21 protein-coding genes and 1 tRNA gene are annotated in these 20,802 nt (G+C 64.8%); 9 read left to right on the top strand and 13 right to left on the bottom strand.

The window, feature by feature from the left end; all coding sequences use genetic code 11:
* The first annotated feature begins 51 nt into the window (after positions 1-51).
* The 4 genes from hutI (at position 52) to C8C95_RS22400 (ending at position 3,895) form a co-directional block, all read left to right on the top strand.
* Positions 52-1,338, top strand: a complete 1,287-nt coding sequence (hutI, locus tag C8C95_RS22415) for an imidazolonepropionase (RefSeq protein WP_116750041.1) — start codon at positions 52-54, stop codon at positions 1,336-1,338.
* Positions 1,335-2,717 carry a formimidoylglutamate deiminase gene (locus tag C8C95_RS22410; protein WP_116750040.1) on the top strand — a complete coding sequence of 461 codons (1,383 nt, stop codon included), beginning with the start codon at positions 1,335-1,337 and terminating at the stop codon, positions 2,715-2,717. Before hutI ends, C8C95_RS22410 begins: the two co-directional genes overlap by 4 nt.
* A gap of 34 nt (positions 2,718-2,751) precedes the next feature.
* Positions 2,752-3,567, top strand: coding sequence for an N-formylglutamate deformylase (hutG, locus tag C8C95_RS22405; RefSeq protein ID WP_116750039.1), 816 nt, complete (start codon positions 2,752-2,754; stop codon positions 3,565-3,567).
* A 118-nt stretch (positions 3,568-3,685) separates the two neighbouring features.
* The gene (locus tag C8C95_RS22400; protein ID WP_056063577.1) at positions 3,686-3,895 is read left to right on the top strand and encodes a hypothetical protein; all 210 of its coding nucleotides are present in this window, start codon (positions 3,686-3,688) and stop codon (positions 3,893-3,895) included.
* Positions 3,896-3,940: 45 nt separating this feature from the next.
* Here C8C95_RS22400 and asd read toward each other — a convergent pair whose 3' ends face one another.
* The 6 genes from asd to C8C95_RS22370 all read right to left on the bottom strand — a co-directional run bounded on the left by asd (position 3,941) and on the right by C8C95_RS22370 (position 9,677).
* A complete protein-coding gene (gene asd, locus C8C95_RS22395) occupies positions 3,941-4,792 on the bottom strand; it encodes an archaetidylserine decarboxylase (RefSeq protein ID WP_099730452.1) in 852 nt (283 codons plus the stop codon).
* Positions 4,793-4,856: 64 nt separating this feature from the next.
* Positions 4,857-5,570 carry an ABC transporter ATP-binding protein gene (locus C8C95_RS22390; protein WP_116750038.1) on the bottom strand — a complete coding sequence of 238 codons (714 nt, stop codon included), beginning with the start codon at positions 5,568-5,570 and terminating at the stop codon, positions 4,857-4,859.
* Position 5,571: 1 nt separating this feature from the next.
* Positions 5,572-6,345 (bottom strand): ABC transporter ATP-binding protein, encoded by a 774-nt coding sequence (locus C8C95_RS22385; protein WP_116750037.1) that lies wholly within the window; start codon positions 6,343-6,345, stop codon positions 5,572-5,574.
* Positions 6,338-7,336, bottom strand: a complete 999-nt coding sequence (locus C8C95_RS22380) for a branched-chain amino acid ABC transporter permease (RefSeq protein ID WP_056063564.1) — start codon at positions 7,334-7,336, stop codon at positions 6,338-6,340. Before C8C95_RS22380 ends, C8C95_RS22385 begins: the two co-directional genes overlap by 8 nt.
* Before the next feature lie 82 nt (positions 7,337-7,418).
* Positions 7,419-8,282, bottom strand: coding sequence for a branched-chain amino acid ABC transporter permease (locus C8C95_RS22375; protein ID WP_116750036.1), 864 nt, complete (start codon positions 8,280-8,282; stop codon positions 7,419-7,421).
* A gap of 207 nt (positions 8,283-8,489) precedes the next feature.
* Positions 8,490-9,677: an ABC transporter substrate-binding protein gene (locus C8C95_RS22370; RefSeq protein ID WP_015014404.1), complete on the bottom strand. Its 1,188-nt coding sequence runs from the start codon at positions 9,675-9,677 to the stop codon at positions 8,490-8,492.
* A 547-nt stretch (positions 9,678-10,224) separates the two neighbouring features.
* Between C8C95_RS22370 and C8C95_RS22365 the strand changes: the two genes are divergently transcribed.
* The 4 genes from C8C95_RS22365 (at position 10,225) to C8C95_RS22350 (ending at position 13,258) form a co-directional block, all read left to right on the top strand.
* Positions 10,225-11,397 (top strand): HPP family protein, encoded by a 1,173-nt coding sequence (locus tag C8C95_RS22365; RefSeq protein ID WP_116750035.1) that lies wholly within the window; start codon positions 10,225-10,227, stop codon positions 11,395-11,397.
* A gap of 302 nt (positions 11,398-11,699) precedes the next feature.
* Positions 11,700-11,951 (top strand): translation initiation factor IF-1, encoded by a 252-nt coding sequence (gene infA, locus C8C95_RS22360; protein WP_116750034.1) that lies wholly within the window; start codon positions 11,700-11,702, stop codon positions 11,949-11,951.
* Positions 11,952-12,139: 188 nt separating this feature from the next.
* Positions 12,140-12,216, top strand: a tRNA-Pro gene (locus C8C95_RS22355).
* Positions 12,217-12,442: 226 nt separating this feature from the next.
* Positions 12,443-13,258: a heparan-alpha-glucosaminide N-acetyltransferase gene (locus C8C95_RS22350; RefSeq protein WP_165836562.1), complete on the top strand. Its 816-nt coding sequence runs from the start codon at positions 12,443-12,445 to the stop codon at positions 13,256-13,258.
* A 101-nt stretch (positions 13,259-13,359) separates the two neighbouring features.
* Here the strand turns inward: C8C95_RS22350 and C8C95_RS22345 are convergent, their stop codons facing one another.
* From C8C95_RS22345 to C8C95_RS22320, 6 genes are all read right to left on the bottom strand, one after another.
* Entirely contained in the window at positions 13,360-14,145 is a 786-nt protein-coding gene (locus tag C8C95_RS22345) for a peptidylprolyl isomerase (protein ID WP_056063551.1), read from the bottom strand.
* Between the two features lie 66 nt (positions 14,146-14,211).
* Entirely contained in the window at positions 14,212-14,472 is a 261-nt protein-coding gene (locus C8C95_RS22340) for a BolA family protein (protein ID WP_056746271.1), read from the bottom strand.
* Positions 14,473-14,487: 15 nt separating this feature from the next.
* The gene (locus C8C95_RS22335; protein ID WP_116750032.1) at positions 14,488-15,027 is read right to left on the bottom strand and encodes a septation protein A; all 540 of its coding nucleotides are present in this window, start codon (positions 15,025-15,027) and stop codon (positions 14,488-14,490) included.
* Between the two features lie 24 nt (positions 15,028-15,051).
* Complete coding sequence (gene msrB, locus C8C95_RS22330) at positions 15,052-15,465, bottom strand: peptide-methionine (R)-S-oxide reductase MsrB (protein ID WP_056063540.1); 414 nt, start codon at positions 15,463-15,465, stop codon at positions 15,052-15,054.
* Positions 15,462-16,943: a protein adenylyltransferase SelO gene (locus C8C95_RS22325; protein ID WP_116750031.1), complete on the bottom strand. Its 1,482-nt coding sequence runs from the start codon at positions 16,941-16,943 to the stop codon at positions 15,462-15,464. Before C8C95_RS22325 ends, msrB begins: the two co-directional genes overlap by 4 nt.
* A gap of 79 nt (positions 16,944-17,022) precedes the next feature.
* On the bottom strand, positions 17,023-18,090 hold the full coding sequence (locus C8C95_RS22320; RefSeq protein ID WP_056063535.1) for an AraC family transcriptional regulator: 1,068 nt from the start codon (positions 18,088-18,090) through the stop codon (positions 17,023-17,025).
* A gap of 239 nt (positions 18,091-18,329) precedes the next feature.
* Between C8C95_RS22320 and C8C95_RS22315 the strand changes: the two genes are divergently transcribed.
* Positions 18,330-20,009 carry a carboxylesterase family protein gene (locus C8C95_RS22315; protein WP_243415798.1) on the top strand — a complete coding sequence of 560 codons (1,680 nt, stop codon included), beginning with the start codon at positions 18,330-18,332 and terminating at the stop codon, positions 20,007-20,009.
* Positions 20,010-20,055: 46 nt separating this feature from the next.
* Here the strand turns inward: C8C95_RS22315 and C8C95_RS22310 are convergent, their stop codons facing one another.
* A complete protein-coding gene (locus C8C95_RS22310; protein WP_056063530.1) occupies positions 20,056-20,742 on the bottom strand; it encodes a Crp/Fnr family transcriptional regulator in 687 nt (228 codons plus the stop codon).
* Positions 20,743-20,802 lie beyond the last annotated feature (60 nt).

Here is a 20,802-nt window from a genome sequence, read left to right as displayed (position 1 = left end):
GTGCTAGTGGAATATGCTCCATTAGCTATATAAAAAATAGCAAATCAATCCATGAATACAGCAGCAGGTAGCAACAAGCAGGGCGTTGTCCCGCCAGCATCTTCCGCACCCAGTGCCGATGGCGTGTGGACCAACCTGCGGCCCGTGGCCGCGTTGTGGGCGACGGATGTGCCGGTGCCTGAGGGCACGCTGGCGTGTGTGGTGGTGCAGGGCGGCGCCGTCCAGTGGGTGGGCCCGCAGGCCCAGGTGCCAGCAGCCTTTGCGGCCTTGCCTCGCATTGACGGCAGGGGCGCCGTCACCACCCCCGGCCTGGTCGATTGCCACACCCACCTGGTGTACGGAGGGCAGCGCGCCAACGAGTTCGCGATGCGGCTGGCGGGTGCCACGTATGAAGAGGTGGCCAGGGCGGGCGGGGGCATCGTGTCGTCGGTGCGCGCCACGCGCGAGGCCAGCGAAGACGAGCTTTTTGCCCTGGCCGCGCCGCGCCTGCAGGCGCTGCTGGATGAGGGCGTGTGTGCCATCGAGATCAAGTCCGGCTACGGACTGGCGCTGGAGCACGAACGCAAGCAGCTGCGCGTGGCCCGCCGCTTGGGCGAGGCCTTTGGCGTCACGGTGCGCACCACCTTCCTCGGCGCGCATGCGCTGCCGCCCGAATACGCCGGGCGCAGCCAGGACTACACCGACCTCGTCTGCAACGACATGCTGCCCGCACTGGCCGCCGAAGGCCTGGTGGATGCTGTGGATGTGTTCTGCGAACGCATCGCCTTCACGCTGGCCGAGACCGAGCAGGTCTTCCAGGCCGCGCGCAAGCTCGGCATCCCCGTCAAGCTGCATGCGGAGCAACTGTCAGACATGGGCGGCTCGGCACTCGCTGCGCGCTACGGTGCGCTGTCGTGTGACCACATCGAGCACCTGTCGGCCGACGGCATCGCTGCGATGAAAGCCGCAGGCACCGTGGCCGTGCTGCTGCCTGGCGCCTACTACACACTGCGCGACACGCACCTGCCGCCCATCGCGGCATTGCGCGCAGCGGGTGTGCCCATGGCTGTCTCCACCGACCACAACCCGGGTACCTCGCCCGCGCTCAGCCTGCTGCTCATGGCCAACATGGCCTGCACGCTGTTCCGCCTGACGGTGCCCGAGGCGCTGGCCGGCATCACCACCCACGCCGCGCGCGCGCTGGGACTGCAAGACACGCACGGTCTCATCGCATCTGGCAGACCGGCCAACTTTGTGCTGTGGCCCGTGGGCGAGGCGGCCGAACTGGCCTACTGGCTGGGCCAAAAGCCTGCCTGCACCATCGTGCGGCAAGGGCGCATTCACGGAGTCATGCCATGACGCAACAACTGTTCGCCGCCGATGCACTGCTGCCCACGGGCTGGGCGCGCAACGTGCTGATCACATGGGATGGGGCAGGGCGCATCACTGCCGTCACGCCCAACGCCCAGTCAAATGGTGCCGCCATGGCCCCGGGCCCCGTGCTGCCCGGCATGCCCAATCTGCACTCGCACGCCTTCCAGCGCGCGTTTGTGGGCCTGACCGAATACCGGGGCGAAAGCCAGGACAGCTTCTGGAGCTGGCGCAACCTGATGTACCGCTTTGCGGCACGCATTACGCCCGAGTCGCTGGAGGCCATTGCAACCTGGCTGTACGTGGAGATGCTGGAGGCGGGCTACACCAGCGTGTGCGAGTTCCACTACGTGCACCACGACCAGGACGGCACGCCCTATGCCGATGACGCCACGCTCTCGCTGGCCCTGCTGCGTGCGGCGCAGAATGCGGGCATCGGCATCACGCTGCTGCCGGTGCTGTACCAGACGAGTGGTTTTGGTGCCAAGCCACCGCGTGCGGACCAGGCCCGCTTCATTCGCAGCACGGACAACATGCTCTCATTGCTGGAGCGCCTTGCACCCGCTGCAAAAGCGCAAGCGGCCGTTTTGGGGCTGGCGCCGCACTCGCTGCGCGCGGTGCCGCCTAGCAGTCTGGAGGTTGCGGTGCAGGGCCTCACGGCGCTCAACGCGCAGGCGCCCATTCACATCCACATTGCCGAGCAGACGCAGGAAGTGGATGACTGCGTGGCCTGGAGCGGCCAGCGCCCGGTGCAGTGGCTGCTGGAGAACGCCCCCGTGGACGAGCGCTGGTGTCTGGTGCACGCCACGCACATGACACCGCAGGAGTACCAGGACGCAGCGCGCACGGGCGCCGTGGCGGGCATCTGCCCCACCACCGAAGCCAACCTGGGCGATGGCATCTTCGACATGCCGCTGTGGCTGCAGCACGGCGGGCGCTGGGGCGTGGGCTCGGACAGCCATGCCTGCGTGAATGCGGCAGAGGAATTGCTGATGCTGGAATACGGCCAGCGCCTGTCGCTGCGCCAGCGCAATGTGCTGGCCACCGCTGCGCAACCCGAGGTGGCCACGGCCATGGCCTTGCAGGCCGTGCAGGGCGGGGCGCAGGCCGCAGGCCGCGCCATTGGTGGCCTCGCCGTGGGCCAGCAGGCCGACCTGGTGGCGCTGGATGCGCAGCACGTGGCGCTGCACGATTTGCCTGCGCACAGCATGTTGTCGGCCCATGTGTTTGGCAGCCACCGCACCTCGGCCATCGACAGCGTGTGGGTGGCGGGGCAGCGGCGCATCGCCAGCGGCCGGCACACGCTGCATGACGCCGCGGCCCATGCGTTCGTGGCCGCGCGCTCGGCCACCATTGCACCCGATTGACGCGTCCGATTGAATTCCTACCCCTGAGCTTGTGATGACAGATACCTCTCCACCTCCTTTTGTCCTTTACCCCGGCACCGCGCCGCTGCTGGTGTCGATGCCCCATGCGGGCACCTACGTGCCGCCAGCGCTGGCTGCGCGCTTCACCGATGAGGCCCGCCAGGTGCCCGACACCGACTGGCACATGGAGCGCCTCTATGCGTTCGCCAAGGACCTGGGCGCGTCCATCCTCGTGGCCACGCACTCGCGCTATGTGGTCGATCTGAACCGCCCGCCCGATGGGACCAGCCTCTACCCTGGCCAAAGCGTCACCGGCCTGTGCCCGGTCGATACGTTTGACGACACGCCCATCTATGCCCGGGGCGACGTGCCCGATGATGCCGAGGTGGCCGCGCGCCGCGACGCCGTCTGGGTGCCGTACCACGCGCAACTGCGTGCCGAGCTGGACCGCATCCGTGCGCAGCATGGTGTGGCGGTGCTGTGGGACGCCCACTCCATCCGCTCGGTGCTGCCGCGCTTCTTTGAAGGCAAGCTGACCGACCTGAACCTGGGGACGGCCAATGGCGAAAGCTGCGATCCGGCGCTGGCGCAGGAGCTGTTGTCCATCGCCAAAGAGGCCCAGGGCTACACCGCAGTGCTCAACGGTCGCTTCAAGGGCGGGCACATCACGCGCCACTATGGGCAGCCCGCGCAGAACATCCACGCGGTGCAGCTGGAGATGACGCAGTGCAGCTACATGCAAGAAGCCTTGCCGTTTGACTATCTGCCCGATGTGGCTGCAGGCGTGCAGCCGCACCTGCGCCGCATGCTGCAGGCCACGCTGGCCTTTGCGGCAGCGCAATCAGTTTGAAATGGGCACCCCGCGGCGGGAGGGATCGGTGCTAGTATGAACTGGTCGGTCCACCATGGACCGCCGTCAGGGCCCGCATTTACGCAAGGGCCCGTTGTAGCGGGAGGAGCCGCGCCCCATGGACCCCACCGCTTACTACTACATGCCCCTGTTCAAGCCCGGCGCGTTTGTGCAATGGAACCACCAGCGCGAAACCGTGAGCCATGTGGTGGTGCGCCGAAACTCTCTCATGGTGTATCTGGTGGGGCATGAATCCCCCGTGCACCCTGAAGCGCTGCACCTGGCACCCACCGCCTTCCGGCTCACGCGCGCGCCAGACCGTTTGTGAGCGCGGCGCCCCGGCCGAAGGGCTACTGGGCTGACGGGCTGAAGGTCAGCCGCCAGTGCACTGCGCCATCGCCTCGCCCAGCTGGATGGGGCGCGTGGGCGACCACTGCGGGTTGAACTGCAGCGGCCCCTGTGGGAACAGCATCACCACGGTGGAGCCGAGCAAGAAGCGGCCCATTTCCTCACCTTGCTGCAGGCTCACCTGGCCCTTGGCGTAGTCCCACTGCCGCAGCGTGCCAGTGCGCGGCGGGTTCACCTGCCCATGCCACACGGTGGCCATGCTGCCCACGATGGTGGCGCCCACGAGTACCAGCACGAACGGACCCTGGGCCGATTCAAAGAAGCACACCACGCGCTCATTGCGCGCGAACAGGCCGGGCACGCCGCGTGCCGTGGTGGGATTGACCGAAAACAGGTCGCCCGGCACATGCACCATGCGCGTGAGCTCGCCCGCGCAAGGCATGTGGATGCGGTGGTAGTCGCGCGGGCTCAGGTACAGCGTGGCGAAGTGGCCGTTGTCAAAACGGGCTGCGGCGGCCGCATCGCCACCCACCAGGGCGGTGGTGGAGTAGGTGTGCCCCTTGGCCTGGAAAACCTGGTCCTTGGCGATGGGGCCAAACTGGCTGATCGCACCGTCCACAGGGCAGATCAAATCGGCCTGGGCCAGCGGGCGGGCGCCGGGCTTCAGCGCCCGCGTGAAGAAGTCATTGAACGACGTGTAGCTGGCAATGTCGGGGTTGGCCGCCTCGGCCATGTTGACGTTGTAGCGGCCCACAAACCAGCGGATCACCGAGGTCGTGAGGCCGCCAAGGCGGGCCGATGCGAACTTGCCAGCCAGGGTGGTCAGTGCCTGCTTAGGCAGGAGGTATTGCGGCAGAACTGCCAGGCGATCAGACACGGGCGAACCCCTCAAAGACGAAAGCGGACGATTCTATCGGCGGGGCGCCATCGCCCGCACAGGGTCATACCCCGAGGTACTGCTCCAGCAGCAGGGGCTGCGCATGCAGTGCGTCCGAGCTGCCGTCAAACACCACCTGGCCCTTGACCAGGATGACGTTGCGGTCGGTGATCTGCGTGACGTGCTTCCAGTTCTTGTCCACGATCACGCTGCTGATGCCGCTGTCCTTGATCAGGCTGCAGATGCGCCAGATCTCGCGTGCGATCAGCGGCGCCAGGCCCTCGGTGGCTTCATCGAGGATGAGCACGTCGGGGTTGGTCATCAGCGCGCGGCCAATGGTGAGCATTTGCTGCTCGCCACCGCTGAGCTGCTGGCCGCCGTGGCCCAGGCGCTCCTTCAGGCGCGGGAAGGTCTCCAGCACGCGCTCGTAGGTCCAGTCGCGCTGGCCGCGTGTACCGGCGCGGGCGGCCATCTGCAGGTTCTCGACCACGCTCAGGTTGCCGAAGATCCCACGGCCCTCGGGCACGTAGGCAATGCCCAGCCGGGCCACTTCGTAGGGAGGCTTGCCAGTCATGTCGCGGCCCGCCACGGCCACACTGCCTGAGCGGGGCTTGACCAGGCCCATCAGCGACTTGAGCAGGGTGCTCTTGCCCATGCCGTTGCGGCCCATGAGGCCGATGGTCTCGCCCCGGCCCACGGTGAAATCAATGCCGTGCAGGATGTGGCTGCTGCCGTAGAAGGTGTGGATGCCCTTGGCATCGATCCATGGAGTGGTCATCTCAGTGGTCCTCCCCCAGGTAGGCGGCCTGCACGGTGGCATCGGCACGCACCTCGGGCGGTGTGCCATGCGCAATCACCTCGCCGTTGACCATCACCGTCAGGCGGTCGGCCAGCGCAAACACGGCATCCATGTCGTGCTCGACCAGCATCATGGCGTGCGCAGGCTTGAGTCGCTGCAGCAGCTCCACCATGCGTTCGGCCTCGGCCACGCCCATGCCGGCCAGGGGCTCGTCGAGCAGCAGCACCTGCGGCTCGGTGGCCAGGGTCATGGCAATTTCGAGCTGGCGCTGCTCGCCGTGGCTCATGGCTCCCGCGATGGCCGTGCGCCGGTCTTTGAGGCCTGACAGCTCGATAGCGCTTTCAAGACGTGCGCTGGTTGCTCTGTTTTTGATAGTGTCCGAGCGGGTGTCCTGGCACCAGCGCAACGGGTTCCAGGGCTGCTGTGCATCGCGCGACTGGGCCGCCAGGCGCACGTTTTCGTGCACAGTGAGCGGCAGGAAGATGTTGGTCTTCTGGTAGCTGCGGCCCAGGCCCTGGCGCGAGATGCGTTCGGGTGCCCAGCCGGTCACATTGGTGCCGCCCAGCAGCACCTGGCCCGAGGTGGGGGTCAGGTCGCCCGAGAGCAGGTTGGTCAGGGTGGACTTGCCAGCGCCATTGGGACCGATCACCGCATGGATCTTGCCCCGCCAAAGGTCTACCGAGACACCATTGACGGCAGCCAGGCCGCCGAAGCGTTTGGTGACCTTCTGTGCAGACAACAGGACTTCAGCCATGGTGCGATCCCTCCGAAGCCTTGGCTGCGCTCCGCTGCGCAAACATGCCCAGCAGCCCGCGCGGCGCGGCTACCACCACCAGCACGATGAAGCCTCCCATCAGAAGCTGCCAGTGTTTGCTGATGTCCTTGAACACGTGCAGCAGGTACTCGAAGGCAAACGCACCCACGATGGCGCCTGCAAAGTTACCCATGCCGCCCAGAATGACCATCATGATGGCGTGCGCGCTCATGTGAAATCCCATGAGCTCAGGATTCACATAGCCGGTCTGCGCGCCCCACAGGTAACCCGCCAGGCCTGCTAGCGCCCCGGCGATGGTGAAGGCGGTGAGTTTGTAGCCCCGTGTGCCAAAGCCCATGGCGCGCATGCGGTGCTCGTTGATTCGGATGCCCGCCAGCGCGCGGCCCAGCGGGCTCCACAGCAGGCGGCGCAGCAGCACGTACACCAGCACCACCAGCGCCAGCGTGAAGTAGTAGAAGGTCTTGCGTCCCTCCAGATCGAACGGCAGCCAGCCGAAGAGCGACGCATCGGGCCGGAAGTTGATGTACAGCCCGTCCGAGCCACCCAGCACCTTGTTGTCGAAGAACAGGTAGAAGACCATCTGCGCAAAAGCCATGGTGACCATGATGAAGTAGATGCCGTGGGTGCGCACCACAAAGAACCCGATCACCAGTGCCACCAGGCCGGACACAGCCACGGCCAGCGGCAGCGACCACCACAGGCTGACCGGCATGTCTGCAGGGGTGAGAAAGGCCAGGGCGTAGCCCGCCACGCCAAAGTACGCAGCATGGCCCAGTGATACCAGTCCGGTCACGCCCTGCAGCAGATCCAGGCTCATTGCAAAGATGGCCATGATCATCATGCGGGTGACCATCTGTACGTAAAAGTCGCTGCCCACCACAGGGAACAGCAGCAACGCAGCCAGCCCCAGTGCCAGGGCGAACTGCACGCTGCGCGGCAGCACTTCGATATTGGCGCGCGGGGTGCTCATGAGCGGCCGCCGGGCCGCCCCAAGGCAGCGAAGGCCCCCTCGGGGGGCAGCGAGATACACGAAGTGACGAGCGTGGGGGGAGTCATTGTTTAAACAGGCCTTCGGGTTTCCACAGCAGCACCGCCGCCATCAGCATATAGACCAGCATGCCCGCTGCCTGTGGCAGCAACACCTTGCCAAACGTATCGACAAAGCCCACCAGCAGCGCCGCAATCAGCGCACCCCGTACCGAGCCGATGCCGCCGATCACCACCACCACAAAACACATGATGAGCACCGATGAGCCCATGTTGGGATACACGCTGGATACGGGTGCAGCCACCATGCCCGCGACCGCCGCCAAGCCCACACCGAGCGCAAACACGATGGCATGGATCAGCTTGATGTTCACGCCCAGCGACTCGGCCATGTCGCGGTTGAAGGCTCCGGCGCGGATCTTCATGCCCAGGCGGGTCTTGGAGATCAGCAGGTACAGCGCCACCGCCAGTGCAATGCACACGCCCGAGATGAACAGCCGATAGACCGGGTAGGAGAGGGTGTCGGTGAGCGGAATCGACCAGTCCAGCACCTTGGGGATGGGCACGCCATGCACATCGTCGCCCCACAGGATGGAGCGCAGTTCCTCGAAGATGTAGATGAGGCCAAAAGTCAGCAGCACCTGGTCCAGGTGGTCGCGGTGGTAGAAGTGGCGGAACAGCAGCCATTCGAGCGTTAGCCCGAAGACCACCGACAGCAGCGCGCCGCCTACGATGGCGAGTGTCAGGCTGCCGAAATGCCCCGACAGCGAATACGCGAGGTAAGCCCCCAGCATGTAAAAGCTGCCGTGCGCCAGGTTCACCACGCCCATGATCCCGAAGATCAGCGTGAGCCCGGCCGCCAGCATGAACAGCAGCAGGCCGTATTGCACGCTGTTGAGCAACTGGATCAGGAAGGTGGCGAAGTCCATGAATGTGGTGATGTTGGCGGCCTGCCGATGTGGCTGGCAGCCACTGGTGAAAGGGACTTTGTGCGGGCGATGTACCCGTGGAGTTGGTAACTGGCGCGGCCCCATGGAGGGCAGCCGAGCAAGGGCTGCCCTGCAGCGAGGGCTGCATCCCCCTGCCCGCTGCGCGCAGCGCTGCGAGAACGGGGGGAAGGCGCGCGGCTCAGGGGGTTATCCCATCCTGCAACCGGCGCCGCTGTCGGCCAGCGCCTTGGCGGCTACGCCGATCACCTTGTTTTCCTTGTTCTCGACACGGCGCAGGTAGATGTCCTGCACGGGGTTGTGCGACTTGCTCATCGTCCACTTGCCGCGTGGGCTGTCGATGACTGCGCTTTCCATCGCCTTGATGACGGCCGGTTTGGCAGAAAGGTCGCCCTTGACCGCGTTGGCGCCCTGCACCAGCAGCAGGCCGGTGTCGTAGCCTTGCACGGCATACACGTCGGGTTGGCTGCGAAAGGCCTTGGCGTATTCCAAGCGGAACTGCTTGTTGCGCGGCGTGTCCAGCGAATCGCTGTAGTGCATGGTGGTGATGATGCCGTCGGCCGCGGGGCCTGCAGCGTCCAGCACACCCTCGGTGAGGAAGCCCGAGCCGTACAGCGGAATCTTGTCCTTGAGGCCGGCCGCCGCATAGTCCTTGATGAACTTGGCCGCGCCGCCACCGGCGAAGAAGCAGGCCACGGCATCAGGCTTGAGGGCCGCGATCTCGGTCAGAAGCGCCTGGAATTCGACGTTGGGGAAGGGCAGGCCCAGCTCCTTGACGATGGTGCCGCCGGCCTTGGTGTAGCTTTCCTTGAAGCCCTCAAACGCCTCGTCACCAGCAGCGTACTTCCAGGTGATCCATACGGCCTTCTTGTGGCCCTTTTCGACCATGGCCTTGCCCAGCGCCAGGGTGGGTTGGGAGTTGCTGAATGAAGTGCGGAATACATTGGGCGCGCACAGCGCGCGGGTGGCGGCGTGCACGCCCGCATTGGGGATGAGGTTGAGCACACCGGTGTCGCGCGCCACCTTCTGGATGCCCATCTGCACGCCCGAGTGCACAGTGCCAATCAGCACATCCACCTTGTCACGCTGGACCAGCTTGCTGGCGTTTTCCACGCCCTTGCTGGGCTCGGACTCGTCATCGACCTTGAACCATTCGATCTCGCGGCCGCCGAGCTTGCCGCCTTGCTGGTCGATGGCCAGGCGCACGCCGTTTTCGATGGCCACGCCCAGCTGGGCAAAGGTGCCGGTGTAGGGCAACATGAACCCCACGCGCACCTTGCCGCTTTGAGCACGCACGATGGAGGGCAGCAGCAGGCCCGTGGATGCTGCGCCAACGAGGGCGGCACTGCGGCTGATGACGAGGCGGCGGGTGGTCATGGGGCTTGTCTCCTTTGTTTAGGCTTAAAGTAATTTACTGCAAGCGTTCGGTGGTGAATACCTATGGGTTACCCGTACCGGTGCTGGCGTGCGGTTCCGCGTGCATCGGGCGTGGCTTCCGTGGGTTCCCTGTCTTCGCTGCTAGAGGCCTGACGAATCCGCGTGACGTGGCTGCGAACGTTGATGGCTGCCGCTGCCAGAGGGTAACTTTGAAACATGAATTAAAATGCATGTATTGAATTTTTGTGCAGTATAGATCGTGTTTTTTGGGTTCGGGTGGCCGATTTGAGCCTGCGTTCTAGGTAGTTTCCAGCAGGGAGGCGGTAGCGGCACCGACCGGTGCCCGGAGTTGTTCCGACGGACCGATGACCTCTCGCGCTCCTGCAGCATGGCCCTGCCTGCACAATCGTGGACTGATCATCAGACCCGTCGCATATGGCGAGATGGCCCGGCGGAGTGATAGTGTTGTTGACTGCACGGAGCCGGCCACCATCCAGTCTGCGCCGAGTTGATGCGGCTTGCGGTTGCATCCGCATTTTTATTCTGTATGCCTCCTTCTTCCCCCTCCGACCTTTCTCCTTCTGTACCGTCCCGGCCGCCATTGGTGGCGCGCCTGGCCGAATGGCTGCGGCATTTCTGGCCCGCCCCGCTGGGTATTGATGGCAAAGAACGCCTTCGCTTTGTGGTGGGCGCGGTGATCGGTGTGCTGCTCACGGCATGGCTCAGCCGCTGGTGGGCCCAGGGGAATGGCACTGGGCCGTGGATGGTGGCTTCTCTGGGAGCCAGTGCCGTACTGGTGTTTGGCATGCCCTCCAGCCCGCTGGCGCAGCCCTGGCCTGTGTTAGGTGGCAGCACCTTGTCAGCGCTGGTGGGGGCGGTCTGCTCTGCGTTGATTCCGGACAAGGCCCTGGCGGGTGCGGTGGCAGTGGGGCTGGCCATCGCGCTCATGGTGCCATTGCGTTGTCTGCATCCTCCGGGTGGGGCCATGGCGTTGTACGTGGTGTTGACCTCTGGCGATGGGTGGCACCTTGCGGCATTCCCGGTGTTGTTCAACGTCGTACTCCTGTTGATCGCCGCCGTGGTCTACAACGGTTTGACAGGCCGTCGCTACCCGCATCCTCAGCGTGTCACGCCGCGGGTGGCAACAAGCCAGGGCGCTTTCACTGCGTCGGATGTCGATGCGGCGCTGGCCCATTACAACCAGGTGCTCGACGTGAGCCGGGCAGATTTAGAGGGGTTGTTGCACCTGGCGGGCCGTGCTGCTTTCCAGAGAACCCTGGGAGAGTTGCGCTGCGCGGACATCATGTCCAGTCCGCCTCACGCTGTGGAGGCCGGCGTGTCGCTGAAGGAGGCGTGGGCTCTGATGCGTTTGCAGCAAATCAAGGCGCTGCCGGTGGTGGATGCGCAGCGCCAGGTGATTGGTATCGTGACGGTGGCCGACTTCATGCGGCTGGCCAACCTGGACACCCATGAAGGGCTTGGGCAGCGGTTGCGCACACTGGTCATGGGGCGTGGTGGGCAACCCCAGGCAGTGGGCGAGATCATGTCCCACCCTGTCCAGGTGGCGCGCTCGGCCCAGCATGCGATGGACCTCGTGCCGCTCTTCTCGCAGGGCGGACACCATCACATTCCCATCGTGGATGATGTAGATCACCTCGTTGGCATCATCACCCAGACCGACCTCGTGCGCACCCTGGCCTCGGCGGTGCAAGGCCGATAGCGGATGGTTTTCGAGGATCTGGCTGGGAGCGCTGCGCCCGCGCCACAGGGCAGACCGGGTGTCCCATAGGCAAAACACGGCTTGTCGCGGTACAATTGACAGGCTCTGCACAGCGCTGACGCCTGTTCATTGAAGCCGTCTCCCGGCCCTCTGCCTGATCTGCGCCCTGGGTGCAGCGACTCCCACCGCCCGCCATGCACCGTGTGTCGAGTTTCGACAACGCTGCAGCTGCCGTGGTGAATGCAATAAAACCGCTCAGGCGCCGACCACAGAACATTTGCTTTGAAGAGATAGAGAAACACATGGCCAAAGAAGAACTCATTGAAATGCAGGGCTCCGTCACGGAAGTCTTGCCCGACTCGCGATTTCGCGTCACGCTGGACAACGGCCACCAACTGATTGCCTACACCGGCGGCAAGATGCGCAAGCACCACATCCGTATCCTGGCTGGTGACAAAGTGTCCCTGGAGATGTCGCCTTACGACCTGACCAAGGGCCGCATCACGTTCCGCCACCTCGCCGGTCGCGGTCCTGGCCCTTCCTCCGGCCGCTGATCTTTCCGTTTTCGGTCCGTGGCAGACCGAGGCGGTTTTATAGTTTTTTCTGGTTCGTCTCTTGCCACGTCGCGTTCGCGCGACCGCTCCCTCCTGCGATCTCTTCGCCCTGCTACTTTCTAAAAAAAGTCAAAAAAGCAGGCGATGAGCCAAAAACAGGGGAATTGGCGGGTTAGAATACGAGCTGTCGGAGCGTAGCGCAGCCTGGTAGCGCATCTGCTTTGGGAGCAGAGGGTCGCGAGTTCGAATCCCGCCGCTCCGACCAATGTTTGAAGGCCTTGCAGCAAATGCTGCAGGGCCTTTTTTCTTGCCCCGCCTGGTGCCTTTCAACGCAGAGGCGATCGGGGTCTCGGGGGCGAGCGGAAATGGGCTATTCACGCCTTCGTTTCCAGCAGGCTCGCGGAATCTACGTACCATTGTGGCCATCGCCGGTTGGCTCCCATTCGCACCGCCCCTGCCGTTTACCGCGCACGGTGCTTGCTGGTATCTCCATGACCTTCTCTGTGCTCTCTAAAGCCGCTGCCGTACCGTTGCCCCAGTCCGAAGCGCTTGCCCTGCCTGCAGTGCAGCGATACGACGCGGTCGATGCTCTGAGGGGAGTCGCCATGGTGTGGATGACGGTGTTCCACTTCTGTTTTGATCTGAGCCACTTCGGCTTGTGGTCACAGAACTTTCGTGTGGATCCGTTCTGGACCACGCAGCGCACCTTCATCGTGAGTCTTTTCCTGTTTTGCGCGGGACTGGGCCAGGCCATTGCGTTGCATCAGGGACAGGGCTGGCACCGGTTTGGGCGCCGCTGGGTGCAGATCGCCGGGTGTGCGCTGCTGGTGTCCGCGGGGTCGTTTGTGATGTTTCCGGCCAGCTTCATCTATTTCGGTGTGCTGCATGGCATGGCGGTGATGTTGCTCATTGCGCGCTGTACGGCAGGGTGGGGGCGCTGGCTGTGGCTGGCTGGACTGGTGGCGGTGGCCTTGCCGTGGGCTGCGCAGCAGCTTCTGGCGGGGGTATGGGCCGATGCCGCACCCTGGTTCAATGGGCGAGCCCTGAATTGGCTGGGGTTGGTGTCCCGCAAGCCGTTCACGGAGGACTATGTGCCCGTGTTGCCATGGTTGGGTGTGCTCTGGTGGGGGCTCGCTGCAGGTCAATGGGCCATGCGCGCGCGCAGGGGCTGGTTGCAATGGCAGCTACCCGTGGTGGTGCGGCCTCTGGCGACACTGGGGCGATGGAGCCTGAGCTACTACATGCTCCACCAACCGGTGATGATCGGCCTGCTGACGGCTGTGGTGTGGCTGATGGGGCGTACCTGAGCCTCGTCGATCTGTCGGGTCTTGCTAAACAGGCCGAGCCATAAAAAAACGCGACCGAGGTCGCGTTTTTTTATAGCCATGACGGCTGGGGGGCGGGTGGCTTATTCCACCTTGGCCTTGGCGCGCAGGTCTTCCTGGAACTTGGCCAGCTTTTGCTGCTGCAGTTGCTGCGCCACTTGGGGCTTGACTTCTTCGAGCTTGGGCAGCTCTGCCTGGCGCACATCGTCCAGGCGGATGATGTGCCAGCCAAACTGGCTCTTCACGGGCGTTTCGGTCATCTTGCCCTTTTCGAGCTTGACCAGCGCTTCGGTGAACTCGCTCACGTAGCTCGATGGGTTGGCCCAGTCGAGGTCGCCGCCCTTGGCGCCGGAGCCTGGGTCCTTGGATTGCTTCTTGGCGATGTCTTCAAACTTGGCGCCCTTCTTGATGGACGCGATGATGGCCTTGGCGTCGGCTTCCTTTTCCACCAGGATGTGGCGGGCCTTGTATTCCTTGCCGCTGTTGGCTGCCACGAACTTGTCGTATTCGGCCTGGATTTCAGCGTCGGTGACGGGGTTCGTCTTCTGGAAGTCGGCGAACAGTTCGCGGATCAGGATGGCCTGGCGTGCCAGGTCCAGCTGGGCCTTGTAGTCTGCCGAGGTTTCCAGGCCGCGCTTCTGAGCTTCCTGCATGAAGATTTCACGGGCAATGACTTCTTCCTTGATCTGGCCTTCGATGTCGGGCGTCACGGGGCGGCCCGAGCGTTCGACCTGCTGCTTGAGCGCCTCGACGCGCTCCTTGGGAACTGCCTTGCCGTTAACAATGGCGACATTCTGGGCGGAAACGGGCAGGGCCAACGTGCCCAGCACGGCAGCGGCGACGAGGCCGGACAGGAGCTGTTTCTTCATGCGGAATCCAAAAAATGAGGGGTTGTTTGCCGACTGAAATCCGGCAGATGTTGACTTGAGGCCGGCTCAGAGAACTTCAATGGCGAGGGCGTGAACGCCTTGGTCAATAAATTCTTGCAGCGCATCATACACAAGGCGGTGTTGGGCCACGCGGGAGCGTCCTGTAAAGAAAGGTGACGAAATTCGCACCCGAAAATGGGTGCCGAATCCCGTGCCGTTGGCGCCCGCATGGCCTGCGTGGGCGGCGCTTTCGTCCAGCACCTCCAGGTGGCTGGGGGTGAGGCGGTCGGCCAGTGTCTGGTGCATCTGGTCTGCGATGGAGTTCATGGGCTTCACACTCGTTCAGGTGGTGGGCTCGTCGCCCTTGAGGTGGGGCGCAATGTAGATGCCCTGGGCCACCAGGAAGACCAGCGGAAACGCATAGCCCCACACCTTGAAGTCCACCCAGGCTTCGGTGCTGAAGTTCATCACCACGTACGCGTTGATGGCGGACATGAAGGCGCAGTAGATGATCCAGGCCACGTTCAGCCGCTGCCAGACGGCGTCGGGCAAGTCCAGCTGGCTGCCCAGCAGCATCTTGAGGAAATTCTTTTTGAGCGCCCAGAGCGCCACCGCCAGGGCCACCGACATAGCGCCATAGAGCACTGTGGGTTTCCATTTGATGAACCGGTCGTCCTGCAGGACCAGCGTGAGCGTGCCAAACAGCAGGATCAGCACCAGGGTGACCTTGTGCATGGTCTGCAGGCGCCGGTCGATGGCGTAGATGATGGCCATCTGCAAGGCCGTGGCCGCCATGAGCACGGCGGTGCCTACGTAGATGCCGTAGAACTTGTAGGCCCCGAAGAACAGCAGGATGGGGAAAAAGTCGATCAGAATTTTCATGGAGTCAGCAAGGAGTCCCGGGCTTCAGCGGTCGCCGGACTCGAAGTCCAGCGAGGCCGAGTTCATGCAATACCGCAACCCGGTGGGTGCCGGGCCATCTTCAAACACATGGCCCAGGTGCGCCCCGCATTGTGCACACACCGTTTCGGTGCGGACCATGCCATGGCTGCGGTCCACGATTTCGGTGATGGCGCCGGGGATGGCTTCGGAAAAGCTGGGCCAGCCGCAGCCCGCGTCAAACTTGGTGACCGAGTCAAACAGCTTGGCGCCGCAGCAGACGCAGTGGTAGCTGCCGTCGGCCCAGTGGGCTTCGTACTTGCCGGTGAAAGGGCGCTCGGTGGCGGCATGGCGCGTGACCTGGAAGGCCACGGGTTCTGCGCCTTTTTCGCGCAGTACGGCTTGCCATTCGGCGTCAGTCTTCTGGATGGGATGGGTCATGATGAACAGCTGATCTCGATGGAAGACGCCCAGTCGGGCGGGAAGGCGGCGTAGGCGTCGTGCCCGGGGTGCTCGTCAAACGGGCGCTCCAGCAGCCGCTGCAGGGTTTGGAGTTCGCCAAAGTCGCCAAGTTTCGCCGCACGGATGGCCTGTTCTCCCAGGTGGTTGCGCAGCACGAACTTGGGATTGGTTTTGAGCATCAAATCGGCTTGATGCGCTACATCCATATGCCTCGAATGCTCTGAATATAGTAGCAACCATTGGTCAAGGCCTGCGCGGTCCGCAAACAGGTCGCGCACGGGCTCCATGTCTTGGGTGCCCACGGCCTGCGACAGGCGGCGCCAGAAGATGGGGTAGTCCACCCGGTTCTGGGCCAGCAGCAGCAAGATGCTGTCGATGAGCGCGCCATCGCCGTCGCTGGCCTCCCGCAGCCCCAGCTTGGCGCGCATGCGGGCCATGAAGGCCTCGGGGAAAACCGTCTTGTAAGACTCCAGGGCCTGCTTGGCCAGTTCCTGGTCGCCGATCAGGGGCAGCAGCGCCTGCGCCAGGCAAAACAGGTTCCAGTACGCCACATTGGGCTGGCGGTTGTAGGCGTAACGGCCTTGCGAGTCGCTGTGGTTGCACACGTGGCCGGGCACAAACGCGTCGAGAAACTGGAACGGCCCGTAGTCAATCGTCAGGCCCAGGATGCTCATGTTGTCGGTGTTCATCACGCCATGGCAAAAGCCGACCGCCTGCCATTGCGCCATGAGGCGTGCGGTGCGCTCGCTCACGGCCTGCAGCAGGGCGGCGTACGGGTTGCCAGCCAGGTCGGTGCTGTCCCGGCATTCGGGGTAGTAGCGGCCAATGACGTAGTCGGCCAGCGTTTGCAGCGCGGCCTCCTGGCCGTTGGCAGCAAAGTGCTCGAAATGACCAAAACGCACAAAGCTGCGTGCCACGCGGGTGACGACGGCAGCGGTCTCGATTTCTTCGCGGCGGACGTGCGCGGGAGAGCCGGTGATGCACAGCGCGCGCGATGTCGGCACACCCAGTCCGTGCATGGCTTCGCTGCACAAAAACTCCCGGATGCTGGAGCGCAATACCGCACGGCCATCGCCCATGCGAGAGTAGGGCGTGCGGCCTGCACCCTTGAGCTGGACCTCCCACCCCGTAGCCGTCTCTCCGAGCAAGATGGCGCGCCCATCGCCCAGCTGACCGGCCCAGACGCCAAACTGGTGTCCGCTGTACACGCTGGCCAGGGGGCGCGAGCCTGCCAGCAGGCGGTTGCCGGTGAAGGCCTGCAGGGCCTCATCGCTGCGCAAGGCGGTTTCATCCAGCCCGAGCAGTTGCGCCACGGCGGGGCTGGTGCCTACCCAATGGGGCGTGGGCAGAGGGGTGGGGCGCAGTTCGGTGAAAAAGTCGGTGCCCAGCGCGGCAAAGCGGTGGTCCCAGGCGAGGCCGAGGTCGGTGTGGGCGTCGCTGTCGGCAGTCAGGGTCATGGGCTGGATTGTCTCGCAGGCCGGATGCCCCGGCGCCCACAGGGCCATGGCAGGGCGGGGATAGCCTGCACCGCGACCGCTACAACAACGCTGCCGCCGTCAGGCAGGCCGGGCCTGACGCAGGCTGCAGCAGCTGCTGGCGGTATTGGCCTGGGGGCATGCCAAACCAGCGCTTGCAGGCCCGAAACAGGTTGCTCTGGTCGCTGAACCCCAGCTGGTCCGCCACCTCGGCCAGGCTGCGGCGCGGGTCGGCCAGGTATTGGCGGGCCAGCTCGCTGCGGGTGTCGTCCAGCAGTTGCTGAAAACTCACCGACTCTGCCTGCAGCCGGCGCTGCAAGGTGCGATCGGTGAGGTGCAGGCGCGCAGCCACGTCCTCGCGCCGGGGTTCGCCCAGGTGCAGCATGCGCGATATCTCCGTGCGCACCTTGGCGCTGACCAGCGATTGGCCCAACGGGCCCAGTTGTCCCAGCTCGGCCTCCACCAGTTGTTCGTGCAGCGCCCAAAGGTTCGGGTTGTGGGTGGGAATGGGTTGCAGCAGGTCAGCTTCGGCCATCAGAAAGCGGTTCACCGGCTGGCCAAAGCGGGGTGGCACGCCGAACGCTGCGCGATGCCGCGTGTCGTCGGCCGGCGCTGGGGTGACCAGCTCCACGGCCAGGGGCGTGAGGTCGCGCCGGGTGAGCCAATCGCACAGCGTCAGCAGGGTCAGCACCGCAAACTCCACCCGCTGTCGCGGTATGGGGCGCGAGGCGCCGATGTGGTTGAGCACCATCCAGTAACCGCGTGGGTCTCGCTCCATCGAGAACGTGGTGGCGTCCGAGATCAGCGCCATGTGCCGGTCCAGGTGCCTGAAGCCTTCGAGAAGGTTGGGCCCCGAGGCCAGTGCGTGACCGACCAGATCCAGCTTGCCGTAGCGCGCGGCCAGCTGGCGGTCCAGGCCCAGCCCCGGGCGGTCGTAGTGCTGGGCTGCGGCCTCCCACAAGCGGCTGACGCGGTCCACATCCACGCGGGTGTGGGGGTGTTGCAGGCTCTCCAGGTCGATGTCGGCCTGCGCGCACAGGGCTTGCACCGGCAGTCCCTCGGCTGCAAACAGCTCCGCAATGCCGCGCACCCAGGCGGCAGAGCTGGTGCGCTGCGGCAATGGGTTCATGGGCAAGCCCCAGTCTCAGGGTTTACGCGCGGGTGGTGTTCTGAAGTCACTGTTTTGGTGTGGTTGCGATAGTGGGTTGTGGGCCGGGCGTTTCCACAATCGGCGCCGAGGTCGGTCCCAGGCGCGAGTGTGATGCGTTCTGCAGGCCCGCCCCATTCCTGAAAACCCCGAAGGAGACAAACAACATGGCCTATTTTGCAAAGAGCCTGCGCTGGGGCGCAGCATGCCTCGCCGCTGTGATGACCACGGCGTGTGGTGGTTCTGGCGGTACGCCGCCCGAACTGCGCGAAACCCGCTATGGCATGGTGCGCGGCACGGATGACAGCGCCACCAGCGGCACTTATGCCTGGAAGGGCGTTCCCTACGCACAACCCCCTGTCGGGGCCCTGCGCTGGCAGCCTCCCGCGGAGCCCGCCGCCTGGACGGGCGAGCGCAGCGCCACCCGGTTTGGTAGTGCGTGCCTGCAGATGGGCCGCATTTACGGCCAGGGCGCCAACAACCGCTTTGACGACACGATTGGCCAGACGCTGAACACCCCGCTGGGCAGCGAAGACTGCCTGACCCTCAACATCTGGCGGCCGGCCACCGCGCAGGACAACCTGCCAGTGCTGGTCTTTATCCACGGTGGCAGTGCCATCTCGGGCTACACCGCCGACCCGGTGTACGACGGCGCCGCGCTGGCCAAGTCGGCCAATGCCATCGTGGTCACAGCCAACTACCGGCTGGATGTGCTGGGGTATCTGCAGTTGCCCGCCCTGCATGCTGGCAACAACGGCAGTGGAAGCAGCGCAGGCGGCAGCACCTACACCGGCAACTACGCGCTGCTGGACGTCGTGCAGGCGCTGCGGTTCGTCCAGGGCAACATCGCCCGGTTTGGCGGCAATGCGGGCAACGTCACGTTGATGGGGCAGTCGGCGGGGGCCATCAATGCCTTGGCGCTGCTGACCGCTCCGCAGGCCACCGGGCTGTTCCACAAATTGGCACCGATCAGTGGCGGGATCTCCTTGGCGTCGAACCTGCCCGCCGGGTCCATTCCGACACTCAACCCGGTCTCCCGCTACGCCGCACAGGCCAGCCAGTTGCTGGCGCATCTGGCCGTGGCTGATGGCCTGGCACCTGGCCTGCCCGAAGCCCAGGCCCTGGTGGCCAGCTGGCCCCCCACGCAGGTGGCCAGTTACCTGCGTGGCAAGGATGCGCGGGTCGTTTTGCAGACGGTGCTGGCAAAGGGGCTGACAGGTTCTGGCCCGATCCCGGACGGTGTGGTGGTTCCGGTCGATCCGATCACGGAGATTTCTGCGGGCCGCTATCAGAAAGTGCCTGTGTTGTCCGGCTACACGGCCGAGGAGGGCAAGCTGTTTGCCCCGTTCCTGGTGCTGCTGGGCGGCAAGCCCGGCATGAAGATCGGCGATGCAGAGCGCTTTGCGATGATGCAGCGCTTCGACCCTGATGCCCCCACCACCCTCACTGCGGCGGACATTCTGGATGCGTCCTACCTGCCGGTGACAGCCCCGGGCACGGGCTACAACGCACGCACCCAGCTGCTGGGCAATGTGTTCATTGGCGCCAGCCGCGACAACCTGCTGAACGCCCTGCGCAGCCAGCAGAGCAATGTGTGGAACTACCAGTTCAACTGGGCCCAGCAGCCCGCACCGTGGAACGATGTGTACGGCGCGGCCCATGCGTTCGACCTGCCCTTTGTGTTTGGCAACTTCGGTCCCTCGGTGTTTGCGAAGGCGACCAACAGCACCGCCAACCAGCCGGGGCGCCTGGCCCTGTCGCGGGCCATGATGGACGGCCTGCGCGCCTTTGTGCACACCGGCGATCCCAACAACGCCACGCTGGGCCAGACCTGGCAGCCGTGGCCCCGCAAGTTCATCTTTGACGCAGACCAGAAGGCCGCACGCCTGAGCGTGCAATGACCCGCGTGCTGCAGATGTCGAACAGACCTCGGCCGAATGCGGGTGGTCAGTGCGCGGCCGTGGCGGCGAGGTATGCGTTCAGCGCCTCGTCGTCCACGATGGCCACGCGCCCGAAGTCCAGCGACACAATGCCCATGCCCTCCAGCGACTGCAGCACCTTGTTCACGGTCTGCCGCGACAGGCCCACCAACTGGCCCAGCTCTTCCTGCGTGAGGTTGAGCCGCCGGGTGCTGCGCCAGAACAGGCGGCTGAGGTACAGCGCCACGCGGTGCTCGGTGGACTGGGTGCGCCCGGCTTCGATGATGGTCATGGCCTGGCCCAGCCGCATGTTCAGATGCAGCACCAGGAACTGGTTGAACGCCAGGCTGGTCTCGCGCAGCGTGGCAAACAGCGGCAGGGGCAGGCACAGCAGGGTGGTGGGGCGCAGTGCCACCACGTGGTACCGGCGGGGCTCGGGCTTCATGGCCGAGCCTTCGCCAAACCATTCACCGTCAGGCACGCCGATGAAGGCGGACGACCGGCCCTTGCTGGTGGGGCTCTGCAGCATCACCAGACCCGACAGCACGGCATGCCAGCCCCGAACGGCGCTGCCGGCGGGCATCATCACCGCGCCCTTGTCGGCCTGCTCGGCAAACACCTCTTCGCGCAGCCGCTCCTGCATGGCAGCAGGCAGGCCCGCGAACCAGGGCTGGGCGGCAATGAATCGTTGGGCAGAAGGGGCAGCGCAAAGCATGGGCCCGATTGTCGCTGCAGCGGTGCCGGCGGTTCAGGGTATTCCCTTGCCCTTTGTCAG

The sequence above is a fragment of the Acidovorax sp. 99 genome (genome assembly GCF_003096455.1).
Taxonomy (GTDB): domain Bacteria; phylum Pseudomonadota; class Gammaproteobacteria; order Burkholderiales; family Burkholderiaceae_C; genus Acidovorax; species Acidovorax delafieldii.
Note: the sequence above shows the minus strand (reverse complement) of the source record. Positions and strands in the feature narration are given on the sequence as shown.